Here is a 23,974-nt window from a genome sequence, read left to right on the forward strand (position 1 = left end):
CTACATTTTGGTGAGCTGTTCGTGGCTGGCGAGAAACCTTTTTACAGGACCCACAAAATCAGGCCATAATTTTCCCGGTAAAAAAACGGTCAGTTCTACAGGTGCCCCCCGTTCTTTTCTTCCTTCTTCAAAAGGGCGGCTGTGCTGTTCCAGTGGAAATGTACTCTGGAAAACGCAATGAAAAATCCGGACCATCGTTTCCGGACACGTCTTTGCCCAGAGAGAGGACGGCAGAGCGATCGCCTTTTCGATCGTTTCTTCGTCTTCTCCATAAGCGCCCTTCAGCTCTTTCATAAAGCGCTTGTAAAAGAACAGGTTGCTCTTTTCGTGACGACGGTAGGCTTCAAGATCAAGGCATGGATTATAAAGAACTACGGAGCGGAGCAGGTCGGGCTGCTGCACAAGCATCCTCAGGGCAATGAGCGCTCCCATTCCTTCTGCAAATACATGGATTTTTCCGTTTAAAATCTCGGTTTTCAATGCATGCTTAATCGTTCTCATCGTCAGACGGTACGCTTCATCGTTTCCCCAGTGTTTTCCGTACTGGTTGGAATACACAAGCGTGTATCCTTCCTCTTTGAGTGCGTCAATAAAGCGCCTGCGGTCCGGATGCTGATGCCACAGACTCGTTTTATTTTCCACATAATGATTGGCGTCACCTAATATCAAAACGAGAAACCCGTTTGGCTTCTCAGGCAAATGAACGACTGCTTCTTCTCCCTCCAGTTGAAAATACCTTTCTGTTACTGCCATGACCATCCCTCACTCAACGTAAACGTTCGATTTGTGTAACTTAATACGCGCTTCGGGGAAAGGTGATCAGGTAAAACGTGATGAAGAACAATATTTCCGTTCTTGCTCAAACAAATTCCCCGTGCTGCCATTTAGAGAAACACACTTACACTTATCCTATTCAGCGGGATAAAAAACGGCTGGGTTATGTGCCCAGCCGTTTCAAAAGTGGGTAAGCAAGATACCGTAACTTAGTTTATTACTGGAAGAGAGTTGAAATGACACAGACAAATCAGAAAAGAAGGAAAATCGATTGTCTATTAGGGGTTTTGAAAGGGATCCGGACTCTTATCTTAAAAGAGGCGATCATTGCAAAAGGGCGGCCCATAAGGTATCATGCCACCTTATGAACCGCCCTTTTCTTATATTTTCCCGTTCAAGGCTTTCGCTGGTACGTCCATTTCCGGTCCTTGTTTGCTGTTGCCGGAAACTCATCTCCCGCCTCCATGTGCAGTTTGCGGGGATTTTTCACCATGCTTCCCGTTTCACCGATTTCAACATAAAAGCCGTTGTTCGGCGCCTTATCACCCGGGTTAAATTGACGTCGCTGACCCACGCGCGTTCCCTCCTCCTTCGTGATGGTATTAGGTTTCTCTTTAGAGGAGGATTTTATGAGCAGGCAATCATCCTTGTTTCTTGTTTGAAGGAATGGGGGGTTGTTTAACGGATAGCATCGGTTATTCTACAGTTATATGATTCTTTTTTACACTTCATCGCTGTTATTTAACGGTTAGGTCTCTCTTTTCTACGGTTAGCCCCTCCCCGCAAAAAAAACCGGGGATCCGCTCCCCGGTCTCAATCTACTGCTTCTCGCCAGTCTCGTGAAGATATTCGATCTCACCGTTGTCTTCATTCAGCTGAACGCTCAGGTCTTTGTCGTCAAAGTACCACTCGTCCTTTTTCTCCACATAAAACGTTACGTGATTAACTTCTTTTGTGACAGCCGGATCTTCCGGATCTTTTTTTGCCATAGCCAGAGAAAAGCTGCTCTGGAAGTTTCCGCATCCGCCGTAGCGAACGTAAAACTGCACGGCCTCGCCGCTTTCAAGATCCAATTCGTCCTTAAACCAATCAAATGCTTTATCTGAAATATCAAGTTTCATGTTAAAATCCCTCCAACATTTACGGGTATGAGATCCTTTTCCCTTGTTCATCATCTCACTAAACCATATTAACCTCTACCCCGCCGGGAACACAACCAAAAGACTACCCATTAGTCTGCTCTCTCTTCTTGTCAATACTCGGAGCGCACAATTTTTTGTAAAATTTCACGTAAAACAAAAATGCAATAACCAGCACTACGACGGCAACACATATAAGAAACATGACACTCTGCCAGAGAAGCACCGGTGAATCCATAAACACAACCGAGCGGAACCCGAGGACCGAGTACGTCATAGGAAGCCACCCGTGTATGGTCTGAAGGGGAGAAGCCAAAAGTTCCACAGGAAATGTACCGCCGCTTCCACCGAGCTGCAAAATGAGCAGAATAATAGCTACAAAACGCCCGGGGTTATCGAGCACTCCTACCAGCATAAAGATCATACTCATAAAGACTAAGCTCACCAAATACGTAAAGGCCACAAACGCCCCGGGAGACGAGACATCCAGATCGAGCCCGATCAAAATAAAGGCGAGGAGAATCGTCACCTGCACAAACCCGACAATCATCACCACCCCGAATTTCCCTGCAAACCACTCCCTCCCATCAGCGTGGGGGCCAAGGTGCTCCCGAAACGGATAAATGATCGACAAAGTCAGGGCCCCTACATACAGCCCTATGGACAGGAAATAAGGAGTAAGCCCCTCCCCGTAGGAATACTCACTTTCTGATTCTGTACTGAGGGATTCGATTGGAGAAGACAGCATCAATTCGTGCTGGCGGCCGGGGTCCAGTTCATTTGTATAATCACTTATCTCCGCCACACTCCCGTGCAACTCATTACTTCCCTCCACAAGTTCTCCCAGACCTTCCACCAAATCACCATTCGCAGCAGCGGCATCATTCAGATTTCCGGCAATGGAACCGGCCCCGTCATTCACACGTACAGCCCCATCACGTAATTCGCTCAGGCCCGCTGTGACATCCGGGGACCGCTCCACGGCAGTTCCGTAGGCTTCTTCAAGAGACCCAAGTCCTTCGTTCACCTCTGCAAGAGCCGCTCTGAGGTCCTCTTCCCCCTCGTTTGCATCGACCTGTTTCTCCACACTCCCCACAGCACGGAGGGCTTCTTCAAAGGTTTCAACCGCCTGCTCCACCTCGTCAAGCACACGGGTTACATTCCCTGCATCCACCGCAGCACCTTCGATCAGGTCATAGGCAACCCCTGCCTCGGCTAAAAATGAAGCGGCCAATTCTTCCGCCTGATCCACGTTCCCGCGAAAGGCATCCAGTTCCTCATTCACTTCCTTCATACGCTTCTGGAGACTGCTTTGGTACGAAGGAACCTCATCAAAGCTCACAAGGCCTCTTTCATACCAGGATACAACCTCATCATTCTTTGACCACTCAGGCCACTGTTCGTCCAGGTAAGCGGGAGTTCTTCATAATGAATTTCAAGCTCTTCCATTGCCGCAACAGGTTCACCAAGAATCTCTTCCACATCAGCGAACCTTTCCTCCAGCCGGTCAGCAAAAGTCCGGGCATAATCATAGCTTTCTGTCAGCTCTTCGCCGCGCTTCCCTGCCTCACTGACAATCGTATCAAGTTCTTCTTTTGAGTCTGATACCTGTTGTTCAATCTCTTGAAGCCGCTCCCTTCCACTGTCAATGGAGTCACTCACTTCTCTTACGGACTCCTCAAGTTCAGCAGCCTCGTCAAACCGGTCCTCCAGTTGACGGGCGGCTTCATCATATCGCCCGTCCTCAAGCAGCGCTTCAATTTCTTCCGTCGTATTTCGCACCTTAAAAAAACAGTCTTTCGCTCCGGCAATTTCTTCGGAGTCCTCAAGGGTTTTTATGAAGGACTGCCATTCTTTTTCAAGAGTGATCACACCGTCTTTCAAATCTGAAGTGCCTCCCGACAGGGTTTTTGCACCTTCTTCTATTCTGTTGATGGCGTCATACAGGCTCTCTCCCCCTTCAAGGGCACCCTGGTTTCCGTTATTTATCTTTTCAGTCCCTTCCTCCAGCTCATTGACGATTTTCGTAAATGAACTGAACGAATCGTTCGCTACTTCAATATAGGCGAGTGTCAAGGCTTCAGCCAGTTCATTCTCCATGGATTCGATGGCTGTACCCGCAATCTGTGAGCTTACGTAGTTATAATCCTCATTCACCTCATAGTAGAGCGTTCCTTTAACCGGTTCTGAATCAATAACGCTTGCTACATCTTCTGAAAAAGTCTCGGGTATGAGGACATAAAAATAGAAATCAAAGTTTTTCATTCCTTCTCTTGCGGTTTCGTTATCTACAAAGTGAAAGTTCAATGCCGGGTCGTTCTGAAGGTTTTCAATGAAATCATCTCCAGCCCGGAACTCTATTCCATCTACCATAGTCCCGGTATCTTCGTTCACGACTGCAACCGGCAGCTCTTCTATCTGACCGTACGGATCCCAGAACGACCAGATCAGCACGCCTCCGTATAGCAAAGGCATGAGCATGATCCCGATAAGAGCAATAAGCAGTTTTTTTCGTTGAAGTATCCCTTGAAGCTCGTGCTTTAAACCATTCATCACCCATCCTCCTTTTTGACCATGATGTTCATATAGTCATTTTTGAGTTGTTTAAAAATGACCATTTTATTCAAATAGTCATTTAGAATTCAAAAAAAAGAGACGCGTTTACATCTCTTTGTTATGGACCAAGGCGTACATAAAGTGCTGATCAAGAATGTGTGCGATCGCCTGTTTTCCTAGAGATCCGTATTTTTCTTCGTAATCAAATACAAGTGCCATGTATTGTTTATAAAGCAAAAACGCGGCTATTCTCGAGTTTGAAGTATATATTTTCTTTTGTTCAACTGCCGAAACAAGCTGTTTTTCCAGGCAGGCAATTATCGCATCTTCTACTTTGTCCATTGCACGCTTGGAATGTTCGGTTCCAAACATCCTCACTTCGTACGTCAGCTTCATCATCACCTGATGCTCTTTCCTAAACTCCAAAAGTTCATACAGTGCTGAGTGGAGGTTCTCTGAAACAGACTTCTCCGGCAGAATACAGTTAAAAAAGATGTGCTCCATTTCCGCTATAATTTGCTGCAGAACCGCATCAAACAGCGCTTCTTTATTCTTAAACGTAGTATAAATCGTTCCTTTTCCAATACCGGCCAAAGCCGCAACCTTATCCATCGTCGTCCCCTTAAAACCGTACATGGAAAAAGCAGAAGCAGCTCCTTCAAGAACGAGCTGTCGTTTATTTTCTAGCATGGCAGTGTTCCTTTCTCATGACCAAATATGAAAATGACCAAATTTCTCACTTGGTCATTTTGTTCTGTTTTAAGTTTACGATGTTTCAGCTAAAAAATCAACCGCCGCTCACAGGAGGAATAAACGCAACGGTATCACCCGCGTTCACCTTCTCATCGGCCTCGGCGTACTCTTCATTCACAGCCGGCATGGCGCGGTCGATCCGCCGGAGTCCTGGATACTCTGCCACGAGACGTTCCCGGACATCGGCCACAGTAACATCTGCCATATCAAGCTCGATCTTCCTTTTTCCTGCAGCGTCCTCAAGCTCTGCAAACAACAATACTTTAATCACGATAAATTCTCCTTCCCAGGTTTACCAGCAGGATACGCTTTCGTTTCACGCTGATCACCGATCCACTCGGTTCCGTCTTCCCAATGTTCCTTTTTCCAGATCGGCACAATCTCTTTAATGCGCTCAATCGCATAGCGGCACGCTTCAAACGAATCTGCACGGTGCGGCGTGGAAACCGCGATGACGACGGCGATATCACTGATGCCGAGCTCTCCGGTCCGATGTGAAATCGCAACCCGGGCATCAGGAAACCGACTGGTGATCTCGTCTCCGATCTGAGCCAGCTTCTTCTCCGCCATGGGTACATACGCATCGTATTTCAAATAGATGGTGCGCTTCCCCTTGGTCATTTCGCGAACAGTCCCGATGAAGGTATTTATTGCACCGGCGTTTCTGTCTTCCACCAGACTGATTACCTCTGTCACATCCAAAGGCCGATCGGTAATGCTATAGCGCTGCAAGGTCATCTGTATCATCTCCAAAAAGGATTTTCGTGAGGGCTTTTACGGTATCTTCCATGGGGTGAGTGTTCAGCGCTTCGAAACTCCCGCTGGCGAAATAATCCTCGTCTTGTTTTTCCCGGCAGATCACGGCCTTCACGTTTGTGCTCTTAGTCACGAGTCCGCGGTCACTCTCGTTTTGGACGATCACGGCCTTGGGGTACGCTTCACGTTTGTATCCTTCGATCAAAATGACGTCCGGACCCGTCCGGGCAATCAGATCAATCATCTCTTTGAGGGGCGGCGGTTCTGTGCCGATCCACTGGAATTCCCCTGGGGATATGGCCACCGTACTCGCTGCCCCGGCCTCCCGGAGCCGCCCGCTGTCTTTTTCCCGGTCACCTCTTATAAGTGCACCGCCGTGCCCGTGATGCTTGATCACGCTTACCTTCACTCCCCGGTCGCTGAGGTGGCGGACCCAGTGAGTGAGCAACGTCGTTTTCCCGCTTCCGGAATACCCTGTCACCTGAAATATCCGCATCATTCAGTCCTTCTTCGGGAGCACAAGACTCTGAGCGGAGCGCGGCCCGTCAACGAGCAACACATCCACCTGATCCCCTGCCTCAAAGCCGCGGCTTCCCCCGGGCAGAACCGTAAAGCACGACGTATGGGCAAGAGACGTCACCGTAGACGATTTATCAAAGCCCACCGGACCCGTCGTAAGTGTTCCGTCCCCTTTGTAGCCGATCTCACTCCGGATAAAGCGGGTAAACGGATTCGCCTTCGGAAAGTCCTTCGTAAGGGTTGCTTTCGTCTGGGTTAAATACGGCGTCTTTGAGCCCAGGAACATCGAAATCGCCGGGCGGGTGTATAACTCGAAGCCAACAAAGCACGCACTCGGGTTGCCCGACAGCCCGAAGAGAAGCTTACCGTCAAGTTCAGCCACCGTTGTCACGCTGCCGGGGCGCTGGGCAATCTTGTTGAACAGCACCGTCGCACCGAGCTTCTCGTAAATCGCCGGAAGAAAATCAAAGTCCCCGACACTCACGCCTCCTGTGGTAATGAGCATGTCTACGTTTTCGACAGAACTTTTTATGGCCTTGTAGCACGCGTCAAAATCATCAGCCAGCTTCCCGTAGTATTGGCCCGATGCACCTGCGTTTTCCACCTGGGACGCAACCATATAGGCGTTGCTGTTGCGGATTTTCCCCGGTTCCATCGGCTCGTTCACTTCAAGGAGTTCTGTTCCTGTGGCAAAAATACCGACCTTTGGCTTTTTCGTAACGGGGACGGTGGCGTAGCCGAATGTGGCCAGGACCGCTTTAACGCCGGGGGTGATCAGCGTCCCCTCTTGCATCAGAGCGTCCCCTTTTTTCGTTTCTTCTCCTTTAAAGGAAACAAAGTCGCCTATTTTAAACGAGCGTTTCACTTCTATGTACGTTTTTCCGTCTTTTATAACTTCGTTTGTGAGCTCAAACATGCAGATAGCGTCGCACCCCTCGGGCATCATCGTCCCTGTCATGACCCGGACCGCCTGACCCGGCTTTGTAACGGGCTTTGCCACGTGTCCGGCTCCCACCGTTTCCATCACTTCCAAGTAAACCGGCGTTTCGCTGGTGGCGTTTTTCGTATCCTCACTCTGGACTGCAAATCCGTCAAGGGGAGAGCGGTCAAAAGGGGGAATATCGTGGTCGGCGTAGACCGCCTCTGCAAGGGTGCGGCCGTCCGCTTGGGTAATTGGGACCCATTCTTTCTGTGTTCCCCGTTTGGCAGCGTCCATCACCCGCTTTTGAGCTTCCGGCACCGAAATCGGTGTTCTCTTATCGATCATCTGCTTCACACCTTTCACGTTTGGTTGATGGTTTAAGTGTAGCAAGGAATGGGGTTTAGCGCCATCTTGATTAAATGGTACTTCACAAGGAAAAGAAATCTTTTTTTTGTTGTATTAAATGAATTTCTCCTCCTGATCTGAGATCTTGATTTCTGGCTCTTGAACTCCCTTTCCGCTGGCAGTTCGGGAGCTTCCTCAGTATGCTGCTTCTTCCTCTGCCAGCCAGGCTACGAAACATATGCGTCGAAGCAACTCGAAGCTTATTCATGAAGCACTGCTCGTACTTGACCGGGTTTCCCCGGAACACGCTCTTCCCGCAGGAGTGTCGCCCATTCGCTCCAACTAACATTTATAATTCAACATATCACTTCAGCAAAACTTTAATATAATTGTAAAGATTATTTACTAAGATAATCTGGTGTAGTCTAAACACCAGAGACTCCCAATTTAATAACGAGCATTTGTCTCACCAGCTTCGACTCAGAACACATAAAATCTTCAGATGATCGGGAAAGAAGCACGCTCCTGCACAACTTGCTAAAAGTCGTGGAAATAAACAACGATAAAATAATGAACGTTAACACAACTTTACCAAAAAGTTAATCAAGCAGCCGAAATATCCGAGACTCGTACGGGAGTGGGAGTCAGGGTGAGACCCCGCAGAGCGAAGTTCGCGGAGGCCCATCGACGCCCCCGCGGAAAGCGAAGGGTGTGGAGGCTGCTGTTTCTAAACACTAAACATACGTGAACCTCAATAAAACTTTGAGATTAAAGTGAATCAAAAAGAGCGAAGCCCGGGGGCCTCACTCTTATCGCTGTATATACTTAAGGTCTTCTATTAATGAATCGAGCTCAAAGTTCTGCTCGCCGTTGTATAAGCGAATCACATCGCCGTTTTCGTCAAAAAGGAAGAAACGGGTCGGGTGTACGATGTCGTTTTCAACCGGCTGGATCCTGGTGAAAAGGGCCGGGGCAAGGTCCTCATTTAAAAACGACTCCTCATAACCGGTCAATAGCTGCCAGTTGTCAAAGTGGGCACCGTAGGATTCGGCATACGTCTCGAGACGCTCTGGTGTATCAAAGTCCGGATCTACCGTAAATGATACGATATTGACTCCTTCAATCCCCTCTTCGTCCATCGCTTCCTGAACCTGCACCATATTCGGTGTCATCGTCATACAGACGGTCGGGCACCGGGTGAAAATCGTTTTAACCAATGTGAGTGATCCTTCCAGGTCTTCATTTGTTACTGTCTCCCCGTTTTGATTCACGGCTTCAAATTCCGGCATTCTCCATTGGTGTTCTTCTTCTCTCTCCACTTCTGTAAGGTCAACGATTGAATCTGTTTCAGAAGCAGGGTCAGAGTAGAGGAAACTGCAGCCGGCAAGCACGGCGAGTGATACGAGTGAAGCCAGAAAAACAAGCTGTTTCATTATAAGCGTCCTCTCTTTCTTTTCCGCTTAATGGGTTTGCACCACTTCATATTCCTTTAATTCTTCTTTGGCGTTATCGGTTTTATCACGGTTCATCCACTGTTTAAAGATCGTCCCGATGGCTACACCATACACAAGCTCCTGAACCACCTTCATAATCGCTCCTCCGAGCTGCTGATCGTGAAGGGGACGAAGCGGCGGCAGGGCACTGCTTCCTGCAAACAGTTCATATGGTATATCTGTGCCAGCCGGCAGACAGAAGGCCATGGCAGTTGCCCAGGTTGACGCATCCGTGTACGTTTCATAAAGCGGTGCGCCGGCAAAGATGATCAGGGCACAGGCAGGCGTAATCAAAACGCCATTTCCAAACATATATCCGATTTTTTTCAGCTCGGAAAGCTCGTAGCGGGTTTGAATCCGCGGAACGAGGTGCCACCACATGACACCCGCAGCAAAAAGCATACCCAGCTGATAAATGTTATGAGCGCCTTCGTTCGTTAATAACCGGTCAAAAGTAAACGGCAAGTGATAAATGGAAAACATAGCGTTGAATAAAAGAAGCCCGATAATCGGGTTTCCAAAAACACGAAAAATCCGTTGAACGGCTTTTATTTTTGCAACAGGCTTAAACACCCAGCTTGGAATACCAAGGAGGATAAACGGAGGTGCTATGAGATACACAATTGCCATACTGAGCATATGCATACTGAGCATCATGTGGCCAAGTACGTACAAGGGCCCCCCAAATCCGAAATAAACAGCGATCAGGCCGATGTGAAAGTAGACTTTCCGGCGGGTCGAAACAGGCTCTGCACCTTCAAATTTATGTCGAAGTGGTCCGGTGACCCAGAAATACAATGCTGAAAAAACGAGCAGCACAACAATCAGTTCAGGAGTCCATATGCTCCATGCAGGAAAACTTGACAGATAGGTTTCAATAAACTGACCCAAAGTGCCTCACTCCTTTACAAAAGATTTAACTTTATCGAACAAAACTTATGGTATACTGAAAATCAAAATTAATCATACAAACTCCTCTAATTCTAACAGAATCAGAGGCTGTATAGTATAGTTATAACACGTTTTCACATAATCGCCTAACTTATCCTTTAACCACCGCTGACAGGTTTTTCCTTGCTCAGTGATTAGGTAACAGTACCCTAAAAAGGAGGCACTTTACAATGGATACACATCTGATTGCCGTTGACCTTGACGGCACGCTCCTCACCGACAATAAAACCATTTCACTCAGAAACAGGGCAGCTCTCGCCAAAGCCCGTGAACTTGGCCATAAAGTGATCATCGCAACGGGAAGACCGTACCGGGCCAGCGGACAGTATTATCATGAACTGTTTCTGGATACACCGATTGTAAACTTTAACGGCGCCCTTGTTCATCACCCGAAAGACCGTCATTTCGATGTTTCCCACCAGCCAATGGATAAGAAAACAGCAAAGACCATCATCGAGACGTGCGAAGCGTTCCGTGTAAAAAACATGATGGTTGAAGTGATGGATGATTTTTACCTCCGGCATTTAAACCGCGGGTTTGCTGAAGCTTTTACCCTCGGCAACACTCCGGCTGATTACGGAAAGCTTGAGAAGCTGCTCCATCACGATCCCACTTCCATCCTGGTTCACCCTGAAGAAGATCACGCCGATGAACTTACAACTCTTCTCCGGTCCTCTCACGCTGAGGTAACAGAACAGCGGAACTGGGGTTCACCTTGGAACGTGATTGAAATTACAAAAGGCGGCGTAAACAAAGCCGTCGGTGTGCAAAAAGTCGCCTCTCACCTGGGTATTCCCCGGGAACGAATTATTGCATTCGGTGATGAAGACAATGACCTTGAAATGCTTGATTATGTAGGAACAGGCGTAGCCATGAGTAACGCTATTGACCAACTCAAATCCGTCGCAAATGAGATCACGTACACTAATGAAGAAGACGGGATCGCCCGCTTTCTTGAAGAGCGTCTTCGTTTCAGTGCTGTTAAAGAAGCACGCTGAGGAGCGGGGTCAGACCCCGGGAAATTATTTCCGACTTTTCAAGCCGGCATAGGAAAACCACCAGCACACGGCTGGTGGTTTCTTGTATGGTTACTGTTCGTTTTGAACAAGGTGAAACCCGATCGACTGCAGGGCGGATTCCATAGTAGAGTAGGTCTTTGTACTTCCAAACAACGACCGGCTGTTTGTTACTTCTTCTCTTGCCATTTCTCCCGACACACCTGTGAGCAGCGTTTTTACTCCCATCACTCTCAGGGCGTCCAGCAGTTTCCCCAGTGATACCGGGAAATGGCTGTCCACGATAATCAGCCCTGTCACATCGACAATGAAAAAGCCCACCTTATTTTCCACGCAATGGTTCAGTACGGCCTCCATTAACCGGGCCGATCTCCTGTCGTCCAGTATTCCCTGAAGCGGGAGAACAGACACTCCTTTTGTAAGAGGAACAATCGGCACCGTCAAATAACTCATGGAATTTTTCACATCATCAAGCTCAATTAAATAGGTGAGCACTTCAGCCATAGAGTTCAGGTAGCGGGCGTCATCATCTGTGAAATTAGTCTCCTCTTTATTCATCACACAGAGGGTCCCGAATATCTCACCCTCACTGTTTTTGAGACTCACTCCGAGAAATCCTTTCAGCTTAAGCTGGCCGGTGACCTCAAGCTTGCTTGTAATCTCATGCTTCATAAGGTTTGGTGTAGTCAGCTGGCTTTCCTCACTTGTAATGATAAGCCGGCAGTAAGTTCCACCATACTCTACTTCATATCCTTCTGGAATAATCTCTTCTTCCTTATTAAATGACCGCAGTACCTTAATAGCCGTTGGCCCTTTGTTTGTCACATAAGCAGTATCCACATTCAGATGATCTCCAATTGCTTTTAGAATTGGATAGGATGCGGATTTCAATGAAGGAAATTCCGATGATTGCACATTAAAACTCGTAACCATAATCTTCCCCTTCCCCGGGTTATGTACATTCTCTATGTAAAAAACGTAAACCCTCTAATCATATTTTCTCTCCAGTTTGCACTGGTTTACAAACCATTCTTTTAAAAGCCCTCTACACCTTATTCCTTTTTCATTCATAAACTAAACCAGGAATTCCAAAAAAGTCTGGAGGAAAAAAAGCCGTGTACTTTTACAGCTACTGCCCAGTCTGTTTCCAAGGTAGATATTTGTACTATCCCCTTTACCGGCCTGAAGGGCTTTTCCCCCCTGTAGAGACCACTCTGTTTGAGCAGTCCCTCAGGGCGAGCCGTGAGCTGTTTAATCACGGGCAGACTGTTGTCGATGACCTTGCCGCATCCGAGACGAAAATGCTGAACCTGATGAACGCCGCTCAAGCAGGTGACGATAAGAAGGTCGATCAGATTGTCCAGTCTACAGGGGTTCCGGTGGATGTGGAAACGACCTACACCCCCACCTCCGTGACATTCAGACTCAGGAATAGTACAGGAGGAATTGCCCGCTGCTGTACACTTACAATAAACCTTGTGTGGACGGATTACTAATAAGAACAGATGCAACATGTCCGATACCTGCTGTATTCAGCTCTCCCGAACACCTTGTTTTATAAAAACAAACGGGATTGTACATCCTATTGGAGACACTTTATTTAGGAGGTCTCCACAATGAGCAAACATTCCAAATCAAAACGCAACCCGGAGCAAAGTGCTGACGCGGTTGCATCAAAAAATGAGCAAGTTGTAAAAAACGATAAACAGTACAAAGCACGCCATAATAAGGAGCAGTAAGCTATGGGAAACCGCTATTTCCAGCAGGCTCAGCAGGCCATTCAGGATGCTCATCAGGCGATGAATGCAGCACACACACCAGAATCCCTTGAACAGGCTTACACAGAAATTCACCGGGCCAAGCAAGCCCTTTCCCAGGCTTTTGCCGACTCGTCCCAGGCGGAGCGCCAGCAGCTCGGGGAGATGCAGGACGAGTTGTACAATGCAGCCGAGGCTTTTTCTCCTGAAGATTTGATTTGATGAAATGACCGTTCTTTTTCAGGAAGGACGGTTTTTTTATTTATGAAGACTATCTACCCGTTTATGGAGAACTTCGGTCCGTTTATGCAGACTTCAAGGCAATTTATGGAGACTGCGGAACCATTTATGAAGAACTTCGGACGTTTTAAAGAGAATTAGTCAATTTTCGACAACCACCAGCCCCTGAAAAGTCCCCATCTTAAGAACCCAACGAAAAAATCAGCCACCATCTTTAACAACTCCTCATAAAAAACGGTAGTCCTTTTCCCGGCTTCCATGTATCATGAAGAGAGGATTAATATAGGAGGCCGTTACTTCATGAACGTATATCAAGTACCTAAAAACGCAGACACCGACACCCGCGTTGCACTTATGAATCTGATGATGGAACAAATGAATGCCCTCGGCGGTCCCGTAACGGAAGAGGACCTGCTTAAAACAATCGATGTCGCCCTTACCGATCACTCCGGTGCCGAATTTTTCGTGGCCGAGCACCAGGGAGACATCATCGGCTGCGCTTTTTTCAACATCGGCATCAGCCTCGAAAAAGGCGGCCGCTACATCTGGCTCAACGATCTTTACGTCAAACGTGACGAACGTCAAAAAGGTGTCGCCAAACGCCTGCTTTTGAAAGTCCTCTACTGGGCCGAACAGGAAGGACTACAGGGAATCGAACTCGAAACAGGCGTCAACAATGCCGCAACGAAGAAACTGTACAACTCTCTTGGATTTTACGACATCATTTCAAAACGATACGGACGGACCCTTTAACTCGCTCCGTGATATAGCTCAGATACAGAAGCCGCACAGGAAACCGTCTGCGGCTTCTCTTCAACTTTACCGGTCCAGAAACCCGAAATGTCCGAGCACACCATATGACGCTTCAACAAAGTCGTCCGCAGCCTTCTCCCGCCACTCCAGTTCCGACGGATAAAACATCTCCATATACCGGTCTCTGGTAATCACCTCCGTACGCCTGCTGTCAGAACCATTCTGGTAAAGCTGATTTTCATCCACCGTATACTTCATACTCCTGATGGAACCGAGCAACCCATCACCAAGTGTGCCAAACTCAAAGGTCGTGGCAAACAAATCCGTCTCCGCCCCCAGCTTGTCTTTCAGCACGTATAAATACTCCGTAATGCCGCCCACAATCTCATAAAACGATTCTGAATCACCGGCAAACACCAGAGGATAGTCAAAAGCCTCCATCGCTTCTGCTTCACTCATCCCGTCCTGGCCTGTATTAAAAATACTCATCTGATCCCGGGGACCGTATCCAGTATGTATGTCCAAATAGACCAGCTGGGTCACACTGGACGTCAGAACATCTTCCATCCGTTTTTTCATATAAACAGTCGACTCCTCATCCCCGTCTCCACCGTAATACACCCCGTCCGGATGGGTAAACTGCCCGGTCACCAGAGCATCCTTGACCGTGTCAGATCCCCTTATCCCCGCATGACGCAGGACATCAAACATAAAACCCGTATCCTCTACCGCCGCCTGCCTTAAAGGCCGGTCTTTCTGTAACAGTCCGTTCACTTCCAAATAAGCCTCATTCAGCTCTCGGTCCAGTCCCTCCCAGTCACCGATAAAGTTCCGGTTCAGGTCCACATTGTTCTCATTAAACCGTCTGAACTCGGCCATTCCCCACGGATTCACCGCATGAATGAGCACAACGTTCGTCGTTTCTTTATCCAAATCCGGATACACCTCGGAAAAAAACACATCCAGCATAGCCGTCCCCACATAACCTTCAATCCCGTGGACACCTGTCGTAATCATGAGCGTCCGCTCAGGTGCAGCGGCCTCTGCCGTAAACCCGTCGATCGTCAACTCCTCATTCTCCCCTACAGGAAAGGCATCATGCACCACCGTCTCATACTCATCCCTGAGCACCTCTTCAAACCCAAGGAAGTGCGTCTTTGCCTCCCCGTACGTTTCGGGGAAAAAGTACCGGGACTCTTCCCGATCCGGATGCTCATAGCGCACCGAGCTTTCGATCATCCCCGGGTAAATGAGCAGAAACGCCCCAAAGCCTGCCGCCAGAAACAAAAAAACAATCATCAGAAGCATGTCGTCCTCCCCTTAGAACCGGCTATTAACGGCTTTCACTTTTTGATTAACGGCTTCACTCCCGTTTTTAACGGTTCATCCCCTCAGAGAGGTGCCGGTGAGCCAATACCAGTCACTTGTCACCACTTAATTCATAAACCCGCCTTCCGAATGAATCACCTGGCCTGTCACCCACTTTGCATCATCACTCGTAAGAAACGCCACCAGATTGGCCGCATCCTCAGGCAACCCGATCCGCCCCTGGGGAAACAGCGGTCCGAGCCCCTTTTTCACATCATCGCTCATCCAGCCCGTATCCGTCGGGCCCGGATTGATGGCGTTAATCGTGATTCCCTTTTTCGCAAGTACTGACTGAAGAGTGTACACCAGCGTCTCCGAAGTGGATTTGGTAAGTACATACGAAAGCTCATCAGGCATGGGCCCCTGGGACCAGCCCGTCGTAATGTTCACAATCCGACCGCCCTCTTTTTTATCAAAATGCCGGACAAACTGCTGGGTAAGAAGCGTCACTGCCCTTACATTCACTTCATAATGCCGGTCCAGTGCCTCTGCCAGAACCGTTTCAATCGTGTCATTAATCGAAACCGCCGCATTATTCACAAGAATATCCGGCGCGCGGCCAAAACGCTTCTTCGCCTCAGCGAAAACCGCCTCAAACGCCCCGACGTCAGTAAGATCCACTTCGATCCCCTCACACTGCCGTCCCATCTCACGAATCACAGCCTCCAGACGATCGGGTCCTTCAAAGTCTTCCCCGTAAGGCATCTCCGCATCATACGAACCCCAGTATGTAAAAAGAACATCCGCTCCCTTTTCCGCAAGCTTTCTGCAGATCCCGGCACCCAGCCCCCGTGTTCTGCCGGCCCCTGTTACGATTGCCAGCTTTCCTGTATGTGTCATAGTCCATCCTCCTGAATTTTCTTACCTCAATAAAGAGTTCTTCGCTTCTCTAAAGAAATCCTCCGCAAAACAAAAAAGACCTCCACTCATAAGTGCAATGCCGTGGGTAAAAAAACACGCAGCTCCTCTGTATGAAGAGTTGCGTATTTGTCAGAACAGAAGCTGCATTATCCCGAGCATTCCAATCGCGCCGCCGACAACAACAATGAGCGGCATTCCGATATAAGCAAGAAGAACCGCCGCTCCTCCGCTCACCGTCGCAAACCAGATATTATCATGGACCGTAAGAATTCCCGGCAGAATCAACGCCCCAAGTACCGCATACGGTACACGGGTCAACATCCTCCGTGCCCAAGCGGGCCAGTTATCCGTTTTTAACATCACAAGAGGAAGAAGCCGGGGAATATACGTCACAACTCCCATGGCAATAATCATCCAGATTACCGTCATTGACATGATGCTTTCTCCTCCTCTTCACGATTCTCATTCTCTTTAAGCTCACCTTTTACACCAAGGAGCCGTTCCATTCCTTCATATAACATGACCGCCAGAATCGTAGCAAACATGATTGACCACCCGGTGGATAGAAACAGGGCAAATAAGCTGTGGAACAGCCCCCCCATCCCGGCGAGGATGATCACCATTTTTCCGTCCTTTTTAATGGAAGGAACCAGAAGAGCAATAAACAGCGCATAAAGAGCAATCGCCATACTTTCCTGTAAAATAAGCGGCAGAAACGAGCCCATGTAAAAGCCCACACCAGTAAAGCCGACCCAGCTTCCGTAGGCCACCGCTCCAACACCGATGATATAAAAAGACCGGATGGGAGCGGGTTTCGCAGACGCCACCGCAAACACTTCATCTGTCATTCCAAACGCGTATACAGCCCTGGCCCCTTTTGAACCTTTCTCCGCTCTTTCATGTATGGACGCACTCATTAAGAGGTGCCTCAAGTTTACAATAAATGTAGCAAGCACAATCTCCAGTGCCCCGCTTCCAAGAGCAATCATGGAGAGGGCCATATACTGGGCTGCACCGGCAAACACGATCATGCTCATCAGAACCGCTTCCACCACTGACAGCCCCGTGGCTCCGGCGATGAGGCCGAACGTAATCGCCACCGGCATATAGCCTACAGCAATGGCGATTCCATCTGCCGCTCCTTTTTTAAAAAATAGTGTATTGTTTTCTTTCATTGAAGCTGTAACGCTCACGAAAGCTCCTCCCCGACTCAAAATCTTTCGTTTATTTTACGCCTGGCAGGCAGCGATTACAAGGATTTTTTTCGCAAAACGAAAGATTCACACATTACCACATAAATCCTTCAGCCTATTTTTCAAATAAGGGTAGACGGGGGCGTTTACAGAGCGTACACTGGGCTGGACGCAATTTTAAAAGCGAGGTGAATCTCAAATGGTATGGCAAGCATTAATCATTTTTGTTGCACAGTTGTTATTCGTTCCTGTACTTACGCTTCGAACCATTATGATGGTAAAAGGCATGAAAAAACGTACAGCCGCGATGGGAATATTGGAAGGCGCGATTTACGTCGGCGCACTGGGACTGGTCTTCAGCGATCTGTCCAACTATTACAATATGGCCGCCTACGCCCTCGGCTTCGGAGTCGGGCTTTACATCGGCGCCCTGATCGAAGAAAAACTGGCCATCGGCTATGTAACAATAGAAGCGAACATCCCCGAGAGAAACGAAGCGTTAATCAACAGGCTGAGAGAAGTAGGTTTCAGCGTATCCACGAGCCCAGTGGAAGGAATGAATTCAACGAGATACCGTTTGGATTGCACCGCACGCCGTGACCGTGAAAAGGAATTCATCAAGGTGGTCGAATGGTTTGAGCCAAAAGCGTTCATCGCCTCCTACGAGCCACGAAGCTTCAAAGGTGGCTACATCACAAAAGCGATGAAGAAACGCCGGGAACGATTCCTCAAAAAGAAACAGCGCCAGGAAGAAGAACGCCAGTCAGCGTAGCTTTCCGGCCGAGCAGCACCTCACAATTGGATGAGGTGCTGTTTTTTTGGGAGGATTCAATTACTAATGCGGTATTATCGACCATTAACACGAATATTTCGGCCATATGGCATCTCCAGTCCGAAAAACCGCTCCCCCAACGGGAAGTAGCGCCTCTTTTCAAAGGGTGCCGCTTTTTTATGGAGAACTTTTCCCCATCTATGAAGAACTTTCAGTGATTTATGCAGACTTCCGGTGGATTTATGCAGACTTCAGAAGCATTTATGCAGAACTTACGCCCATTTAAAGAGAATTAGTCAAAAATCGACACCATCAACCGGCGGCACCATCAAAAAACCGCTCCCCCAACGGGAAGCGGCTCTTCTTTTCTTATCCAAACACCTTATCAAACGCCTTTTGGGCTTCAGCAAGGACCGCGTCCCACTCAGCACCCGGCTCTTTGTTGATTGTAACGAAATCCTGGAAACCAAAGATGTTGTCCACACCGTCGATATCAAGAAGTTCTTTCGCCAAAGCGTGGTCCGGCTCGTCCCCTTTTTTAAACGATGCACTTCCGGATCCTTCAAAAATGACCTCACTCGCCGTCAGCTTCATCGCATTCGGATTCGGCGTCGGCTCAGCACGTACTTCTACTGCCATATGTATCATCTCCTTCACATAAATTTATCCTAATCATACCACGCACCAAAGCGTGATAAAAGCGAACACCCCTTTATTTTAAAAAAAGACGCGCACCGCCGCACCCACAGTACAACATTGACCCTGATCGCCTCTCCATCCGCCGCTGGCTGCCCCCATCACTCCCAGGCAAATCACGAGTGTAATTGTTACTAAAATCAGGAATGGTCTGATATATTATTTATACAAACATTATACAACTTCCCAAAAAAGGTGGACAAAAAATGTTCAATTCCGTTATTAAGAAACCAAAAATCACACTGCTTTTTTTACTCCTTGTAACGATTATCGGAGCCATTACTTTTACGCAGCTTCCTCAGCGGGAAATCCCTGAGGTCACCTTTGACATAGGGATGATTTCAACCCCTTATCCGGGGGCGTCACCTGAAGAAGTGGAACGGAGGATCACGAATCCACTGGAAGAGGAACTTCTGAACATCGATGGAATCGCTGACATTTCATCTGTTTCCACATCAGGATTCTCAAATATCATTGTTGAAGTCTCTGAGCAGGCTGACCGTGATCAGGTCTTCTCAAAAATTCAGCAGACCGTCTCTGATGTAAGCGCCTCATTCCCGGATCAGGTTCAGGATCCCGACGTGAGTGAAGAAATCCAGCTCGGCGCCCTTTCCTCTTATCACCTTCTCAGTGATGACCGGGAAAACATATACGAACTGAACGGACTGACCGATGAATGGGAACAGGAAATCCAGGGGATCCCGGGGGTGCAGGGAACACTCGTAAAAGGCATTCCGTCAGAAGAAGTTGTCATTGATATTGATTTTGACGCTCTCTTTGATGAAGGCCTTCAAATCCCGGATGTGATTTCCGCCATTGATGATGAACTGAATACCGTTCCCCTTGGCGTGGAGCGTGTAGATGATGAAAACGTACAGCTCGCTCTTCCTGTCATAGAAGATGTTGAAGAACTTGAATCGTTAAGTATCGGCCTTAACTTTGACGATGAGCCGGTTTATTTATCAGACGTAGGCACTGTGTCTGTGGAACGTGTGGATGAAGAAGATCTCATTACGCACGAAGGAACTCCGGCTGTATCATTTACGGTGATTCCAGATGCAGGAGTCGACATCCCCGGTCTTCACGAAACAGTGGATGAGCGGATGGAAATGCTCGCGGGCGACTTGCCTGGCGAAGTGAACCTTGACTTGTTCTACACCCAGAACACAGTCGTACAGGAAATTTTCGGCGATTTATCCTTGTCATTCCTGTTTGCTATCATTGCTGTTATTATCGTCACCCTTCTCGGGCTGAATGTATCATCAGCCGTCATCGTCGCACTTGCCATCCCGGTATCCATCCTGATCGGGCTTGTGCCGCTGCCATTTATGAATGTGGACTTAAACCAGATATCCATTATCGGGATCATCATTGCCCTTGGTATTCTGGTGGATGACGCTATCGTGGTCGGCGATAACATCCAGCGAAAATACCAGGAAGGTCTCTCTCCATTGGAAGGAGCCATCGAAGGAAGCAGGGAAGTCCGGGTGTCAATCATTACATCCACACTCGCGATTGTGTTTACCTTCCTGCCACTTGTGTTTATTACTGGAGCAAACGGAGATTTCATCCGTGCCCTGCCAAGTGTTCTGATAACGACCATTATTGCATCTACTATCATTGCTTTATCTCTTGTGCCAATTTACTTAATCTGGCTTCAACGCAGAAAAGTCCGTAAGCAGGGAACCGGGGCTACAGAACAGCCTGGTGTAAAAGTCGGGCTTCTCGGAAAGCAGATAGACCGCCTTGCAGGATGGTACAGCAACACCCTCCTGCGCAGGGTTGTTAAACACCCTGTTAAAGTAGGGCTCACGGGCCTTGTGTTCTGTATTCTCTGTTACGGTCTGATTCCGTTTATTCCGGTAGTGTTTTTCCCAAGTGCCGACCGTCCTGAAGTGACCATCGATGTCCGTATGCCGGCCGGAACACCGATTGAAGAAACAGAAAATGTATTGTTTGATATGGAAGAATTCATTACAGCAGAGGATGAAAACGTAATTGAAACGGCTGTTTACACCGGGTCCGGACTTCCTCCTTTATTCGGGGAAGGAATGAGCAACACCGGTGAAGAAACGGGTCAGATTCTCCTCCGTGTCGACCGTGAGCAGCAAAGCTCAGAAGCTACGATTGACCGTTGGACCTCCACCCTTGAAGACGCCTATCCTGACGCGGTTATTGAACTCTCCACGATCGAAGCCGGCCCGCCGGTTGGGGCGCCGATTGCGATTAAACTTCAGGGACCTGAAATGGATGAGCTGAAAGCCATACGTGACGACCTTCAGGAGTACATCCGCTTGATCCCGGAAAGCGGGACCGTTGTTGATGACCTCGGTGACGACCGGCCGACACTCCTGTATGAGCCCGACCGCGATTTAATGGAAGAAAACGGCATTACCTTAAACCAGATAAGTGAACAGATTGGACTTGCGACGGACGGTATTCCAATCGGTACGTTTGATGACGGTCTGAACACCCTTGATATGCAGCTTGTTGTGAACGGAGACGCGGAAGAGCTTGTTCTTGAAGACTTTGTCGTTCCAAGCCAGGTCTCCGGTGAGGGCGGTATGCCTGAGTTTATCGGTCTCGATGAACTCGTTACAGAAACCCGTACCGAACAGACACCGCTCATTGCCCGTGAAAACGGCGACCGGACAATTACCGTCCGGGTGTTCCCGGGTGAAGATGACCAGCAGGGGCTTGAAGAACAAATCGAGTCTTATGTAGCCGACCTGACATCTTCGAGTGACTTTGATAACGACTATTCCATCGCAATAGGTGGAGAAACGGAAGAACGCTCTGACTTCTTCGTTGAACTGGCTATGCTGTTTATCGTCGTGGTATTTCTCATCTACATTGTTATGGCGATACAGTTCTACTCTCTCGTTATGCCGCTTCTTGTAATGAGCACCGTGTTTTTAGCCATCACAGGTGCAATCATCGGCTTGTTTATCACACAGACAGGGCTCGGATTTATGGCAATGATGGGGATTGTATCACTCTCAGGTATCGTTGTACGAAATTCGATTGTCCTCATTGAATTTATTGAACAGCGCAGACGTGAAGGCATGGCCCTTGAAGACGCCGTTGTAAACGCAGGAAACGTCCGGCTGAGACCAATCCTCCTTACAGCGATCACGGCCATCGCAGCTCTTCTGCCTGTTGCGTTCAGCGGTGACGTCCTGTTCGTTCCACTGGCGATTTCGATTATCTCGGGACTACTGTTCTCAGCAGTCTTTACCGTCATTCTCGTGCCGGCATTCTATACGGCACTCAAACGCAAATCCGCGAGGAAAGCAGAAAACGCTGCTTCTTAAACAAACGTAAACCGCCCCCGGTCAGACCGGGAGCGGTTTTGTTATTTGTCAATTCTTTGGCTAATCTCATAACGAATGGTTAAAAAACGTAAGCCGAACACCGTCATCGTGTGCACTGCCTCGAGCCGTCCTTCTTTTTCTACAACGTGAAACACTTCGTTCAGGGGCAGCTTTACCGTTATCTGCCCTAACGTAAAGTAAATCCCTTCGTCTCCCGACTGGTCAACTTTCTTTCTGCTCGTGAGATACAGGCCTTCACCTTCGTCGTTGTCGGGGCGCAGGACACCGGTCATCACCCCTTTGGGAAAAGGAAGACCGATGTTCATATACGTTACCCCCCGGGTTTTGTGGGAGGAGTAAAAAGCCGCAAAGATCGGCTCACCGGTGTCACGGTTATACCTGATCCATGCCCGGACACTCTCCCTCCCGTCCTTACGATCATCAATTCCGACAACCGAGCCGTCCATATCTGCACTACCCGAGGGTGGCAGGTTGATCTGGCCCATTCTCCTTGTACACATCCGTGAAAGTGTTGAAAACCAGGTCCACCGCCAAAGGACATCCCCTTTGAGCTCGTATTGGGTCGTTTTGAGATAAAAATCTTTCACCTGTTCCGATACTTTTGCAGATGAAAAGTCATCCCTGTCAAAATGAGACCATTCGGATAGAAGTCCGATGCTTTTTTTACCTTCGTCCCCCCATCCCTTCTGTGAAACCAAATCCGGGCCCACATAACCTCCGGCACGCAGCCGGCTGACGGGGAAGGCTGTTTCATCATATCTTGGCTTCGGTCTGACAACAAGCCAGGCCAACGTGCCAAGGACTGAAAATACAAATGCGTTCACTGCCCCGTGCCAGCGGAGCATTTCACCCAGGGGTACAATCTTCACTCCTACATGAAGCCCAACACCGTGAAGTGTCGTATATCCCATCGTGAAAAGGAGCGAAGATGATGCCAGCCCGGCACAGACGCCGGCAATCCCTCCAACTTTGAGCGCGCTCACAAGTACCCACACACAAAGCCAGAAAATAAACGCCACATAAAAGATGACCATAATAAATTCCAGCGGAGGCCCCTGAGCAATACCCAGAGCCACAAATGGAGACCCCACTACCAGACCTGCAGCGAGAACCGCGTACCTCTTCATAGAAGGAGGAACGCCCAGCCGCGCCTGGTGACTGTAATACCACCGTCCAAACAGCCCTGCAAAGAGGGGAAGAACAAAGGCAGAATAATGATAATGAATCGCTGTCAGATCCACCGTCATTGTGGAATAAGGCATCCAGTCGGCTGCACCGGCCCGCGCCAGGACCAACCATACACCACCGGCAAATAAAAACATCTGCCCCACATCAATGATCGCTTCTTCCGGCGCACCCGTCCCCCGCCGTATGAAATGCAGTCCCCCATTCACCGCCACAAGAAGTGTAAAAAACGCCCACACACCGGCCAGGAGCGCCGCCCAAAGACCGCTTTCGATTGAAAGAGCCACCATGGGAAAAAGAGCAAACCAGTAGGAGGATCTTGCTAATATGTGTGCTCTCTTTCGATAGAGAGATCGGGGCCTGTCTGTGGCCGCGAGCCATAACAGACACGGAACGAGGACAAAAAAAGCAAGCGCGAGGGCCAGATCAATGACCGGCGGTCCCGTCAGTATCGCCCACAACGTTCCCGTTATCATCCCGAATAAAATATTTTGCTTAACGGTCATCCGCTTCCCCCCTGTATTCATGAAGGCACTCCAGTACCTTCTGAGCAATGTGCGAAACGGCTGCATGTTTTAAAAACCTGTTAT

General features: G+C 48.6%; 26 protein-coding genes. 7 read left to right on the plus strand and 19 right to left on the minus strand.

The annotated features are described in order from the left end of the window. From EBO34_RS09000 to ctaG, 12 genes are all read right to left on the minus strand, one after another. On the minus strand, window positions 1-753 hold the full coding sequence (locus tag EBO34_RS09000) for an alpha/beta hydrolase family protein (protein ID WP_122897559.1): 753 nt from the start codon (window positions 751-753) through the stop codon (window positions 1-3). A gap of 415 nt (window positions 754-1,168) precedes the next feature. Next, a complete protein-coding gene (locus EBO34_RS09005; RefSeq protein ID WP_122897560.1) occupies window positions 1,169-1,348 on the minus strand; it encodes a YjzC family protein in 180 nt (59 codons plus the stop codon). Between the two features lie 244 nt (window positions 1,349-1,592). Continuing rightward, entirely contained in the window at window positions 1,593-1,895 is a 303-nt protein-coding gene (locus tag EBO34_RS09010) for a HesB/YadR/YfhF family protein (RefSeq protein WP_122897561.1), read from the minus strand. Between the two features lie 103 nt (window positions 1,896-1,998). Further along, window positions 1,999-3,255, minus strand: a complete 1,257-nt coding sequence (locus EBO34_RS09015) for a YhgE/Pip family protein (protein ID WP_122897562.1) — start codon at window positions 3,253-3,255, stop codon at window positions 1,999-2,001. Beyond that, window positions 3,252-4,466, minus strand: a complete 1,215-nt coding sequence (locus EBO34_RS09020; RefSeq protein WP_122897563.1) for a YhgE/Pip domain-containing protein — start codon at window positions 4,464-4,466, stop codon at window positions 3,252-3,254. The genes EBO34_RS09015 and EBO34_RS09020 overlap by 4 nt, the downstream gene beginning before the upstream one ends. 108 nt (window positions 4,467-4,574) lie before the next feature. After that, on the minus strand, window positions 4,575-5,159 hold the full coding sequence (locus tag EBO34_RS09025) for a TetR/AcrR family transcriptional regulator (RefSeq protein WP_122897564.1): 585 nt from the start codon (window positions 5,157-5,159) through the stop codon (window positions 4,575-4,577). Window positions 5,160-5,256: 97 nt separating this feature from the next. Continuing rightward, on the minus strand, window positions 5,257-5,493 hold the full coding sequence (gene moaD, locus EBO34_RS09030; RefSeq protein WP_122897565.1) for a molybdopterin converting factor subunit 1: 237 nt from the start codon (window positions 5,491-5,493) through the stop codon (window positions 5,257-5,259). After that, complete coding sequence (locus EBO34_RS09035) at window positions 5,490-5,960, minus strand: molybdenum cofactor biosynthesis protein MoaE (protein WP_122897566.1); 471 nt, start codon at window positions 5,958-5,960, stop codon at window positions 5,490-5,492. Before EBO34_RS09035 ends, moaD begins: the two co-directional genes overlap by 4 nt. Next, entirely contained in the window at window positions 5,941-6,477 is a 537-nt protein-coding gene (gene mobB / locus EBO34_RS09040) for a molybdopterin-guanine dinucleotide biosynthesis protein B (protein ID WP_122897567.1), read from the minus strand. Before mobB ends, EBO34_RS09035 begins: the two co-directional genes overlap by 20 nt. Next, complete coding sequence (locus EBO34_RS09045; protein ID WP_122897568.1) at window positions 6,478-7,764, minus strand: molybdopterin molybdotransferase MoeA; 1,287 nt, start codon at window positions 7,762-7,764, stop codon at window positions 6,478-6,480. It lies immediately after the preceding gene. Window positions 7,765-8,573: 809 nt separating this feature from the next. Further along, a complete protein-coding gene (locus tag EBO34_RS09050) occupies window positions 8,574-9,197 on the minus strand; it encodes an SCO family protein (protein WP_122897569.1) in 624 nt (207 codons plus the stop codon). 27 nt (window positions 9,198-9,224) lie between these two features. Then, window positions 9,225-10,148 (minus strand): cytochrome c oxidase assembly factor CtaG, encoded by a 924-nt coding sequence (ctaG, locus tag EBO34_RS09055; protein ID WP_236785189.1) that lies wholly within the window; start codon window positions 10,146-10,148, stop codon window positions 9,225-9,227. 230 nt (window positions 10,149-10,378) lie between these two features. Between ctaG and EBO34_RS09060 the strand changes: the two genes are divergently transcribed. Then, complete coding sequence (locus EBO34_RS09060; protein ID WP_122897570.1) at window positions 10,379-11,206, plus strand: Cof-type HAD-IIB family hydrolase; 828 nt, start codon at window positions 10,379-10,381, stop codon at window positions 11,204-11,206. A gap of 90 nt (window positions 11,207-11,296) precedes the next feature. Here the strand turns inward: EBO34_RS09060 and EBO34_RS09065 are convergent, their stop codons facing one another. After that, on the minus strand, window positions 11,297-12,157 hold the full coding sequence (locus EBO34_RS09065) for an STAS domain-containing protein (protein WP_122897571.1): 861 nt from the start codon (window positions 12,155-12,157) through the stop codon (window positions 11,297-11,299). 182 nt (window positions 12,158-12,339) lie between these two features. Between EBO34_RS09065 and EBO34_RS09070 the strand changes: the two genes are divergently transcribed. The 4 genes from EBO34_RS09070 (at window position 12,340) to EBO34_RS09080 (ending at window position 13,974) form a co-directional block, all read left to right on the plus strand. After that, the gene (locus tag EBO34_RS09070) at window positions 12,340-12,720 is read left to right on the plus strand and encodes a YuzC family spore coat inner layer protein (RefSeq protein WP_142996782.1); all 381 of its coding nucleotides are present in this window, start codon (window positions 12,340-12,342) and stop codon (window positions 12,718-12,720) included. A gap of 120 nt (window positions 12,721-12,840) precedes the next feature. Further along, window positions 12,841-12,963 (plus strand): hypothetical protein, encoded by a 123-nt coding sequence (locus tag EBO34_RS21080; RefSeq protein ID WP_272873337.1) that lies wholly within the window; start codon window positions 12,841-12,843, stop codon window positions 12,961-12,963. 3 nt (window positions 12,964-12,966) lie between these two features. Continuing rightward, complete coding sequence (locus tag EBO34_RS09075; protein WP_122897573.1) at window positions 12,967-13,203, plus strand: DUF3813 domain-containing protein; 237 nt, start codon at window positions 12,967-12,969, stop codon at window positions 13,201-13,203. Between the two features lie 318 nt (window positions 13,204-13,521). Further along, window positions 13,522-13,974, plus strand: coding sequence for a GNAT family N-acetyltransferase (locus EBO34_RS09080; RefSeq protein WP_122897574.1), 453 nt, complete (start codon window positions 13,522-13,524; stop codon window positions 13,972-13,974). 66 nt (window positions 13,975-14,040) lie between these two features. Here EBO34_RS09080 and EBO34_RS09085 read toward each other — a convergent pair whose 3' ends face one another. The 4 genes from EBO34_RS09085 to EBO34_RS09100 all read right to left on the minus strand — a co-directional run bounded on the left by EBO34_RS09085 (window position 14,041) and on the right by EBO34_RS09100 (window position 17,378). Next, entirely contained in the window at window positions 14,041-15,282 is a 1,242-nt protein-coding gene (locus EBO34_RS09085) for a M14 family metallopeptidase (protein WP_122897575.1), read from the minus strand. 126 nt (window positions 15,283-15,408) lie between these two features. Further along, window positions 15,409-16,182 (minus strand): SDR family oxidoreductase, encoded by a 774-nt coding sequence (locus tag EBO34_RS09090; RefSeq protein ID WP_122897576.1) that lies wholly within the window; start codon window positions 16,180-16,182, stop codon window positions 15,409-15,411. Between the two features lie 150 nt (window positions 16,183-16,332). Further along, window positions 16,333-16,638 carry an AzlD domain-containing protein gene (locus EBO34_RS09095; protein WP_122897577.1) on the minus strand — a complete coding sequence of 102 codons (306 nt, stop codon included), beginning with the start codon at window positions 16,636-16,638 and terminating at the stop codon, window positions 16,333-16,335. Then, the gene (locus EBO34_RS09100; RefSeq protein ID WP_122898648.1) at window positions 16,629-17,378 is read right to left on the minus strand and encodes an AzlC family ABC transporter permease; all 750 of its coding nucleotides are present in this window, start codon (window positions 17,376-17,378) and stop codon (window positions 16,629-16,631) included. Before EBO34_RS09100 ends, EBO34_RS09095 begins: the two co-directional genes overlap by 10 nt. Window positions 17,379-17,595: 217 nt before the next feature. On the opposite strand from EBO34_RS09100, the gene EBO34_RS09105 reads away from it, so the two are divergent. After that, a complete protein-coding gene (locus tag EBO34_RS09105) occupies window positions 17,596-18,168 on the plus strand; it encodes a DUF2179 domain-containing protein (RefSeq protein ID WP_026690298.1) in 573 nt (190 codons plus the stop codon). A 369-nt stretch (window positions 18,169-18,537) separates the two neighbouring features. On the opposite strand, the gene EBO34_RS09110 is transcribed toward EBO34_RS09105, so the two are convergent. Next, complete coding sequence (locus EBO34_RS09110) at window positions 18,538-18,807, minus strand: NifU N-terminal domain-containing protein (RefSeq protein WP_122897578.1); 270 nt, start codon at window positions 18,805-18,807, stop codon at window positions 18,538-18,540. 263 nt (window positions 18,808-19,070) lie between these two features. Here EBO34_RS09110 and EBO34_RS09115 point away from each other — a divergent pair, with 263 nt between their 5' ends. Then, the gene (locus EBO34_RS09115) at window positions 19,071-22,178 is read left to right on the plus strand and encodes an efflux RND transporter permease subunit (RefSeq protein ID WP_122897579.1); all 3,108 of its coding nucleotides are present in this window, start codon (window positions 19,071-19,073) and stop codon (window positions 22,176-22,178) included. Window positions 22,179-22,219: 41 nt separating this feature from the next. Here the strand turns inward: EBO34_RS09115 and EBO34_RS09120 are convergent, their stop codons facing one another. Further along, complete coding sequence (locus EBO34_RS09120; RefSeq protein ID WP_183163781.1) at window positions 22,220-23,890, minus strand: YndJ family protein; 1,671 nt, start codon at window positions 23,888-23,890, stop codon at window positions 22,220-22,222. Window positions 23,891-23,974: the final 84 nt, after the last annotated feature.

It is taken from the genome of Alteribacter keqinensis, assembly GCF_003710255.1.
Taxonomy (GTDB): domain Bacteria; phylum Bacillota; class Bacilli; order Bacillales; family Salisediminibacteriaceae; genus Alteribacter; species Alteribacter keqinensis.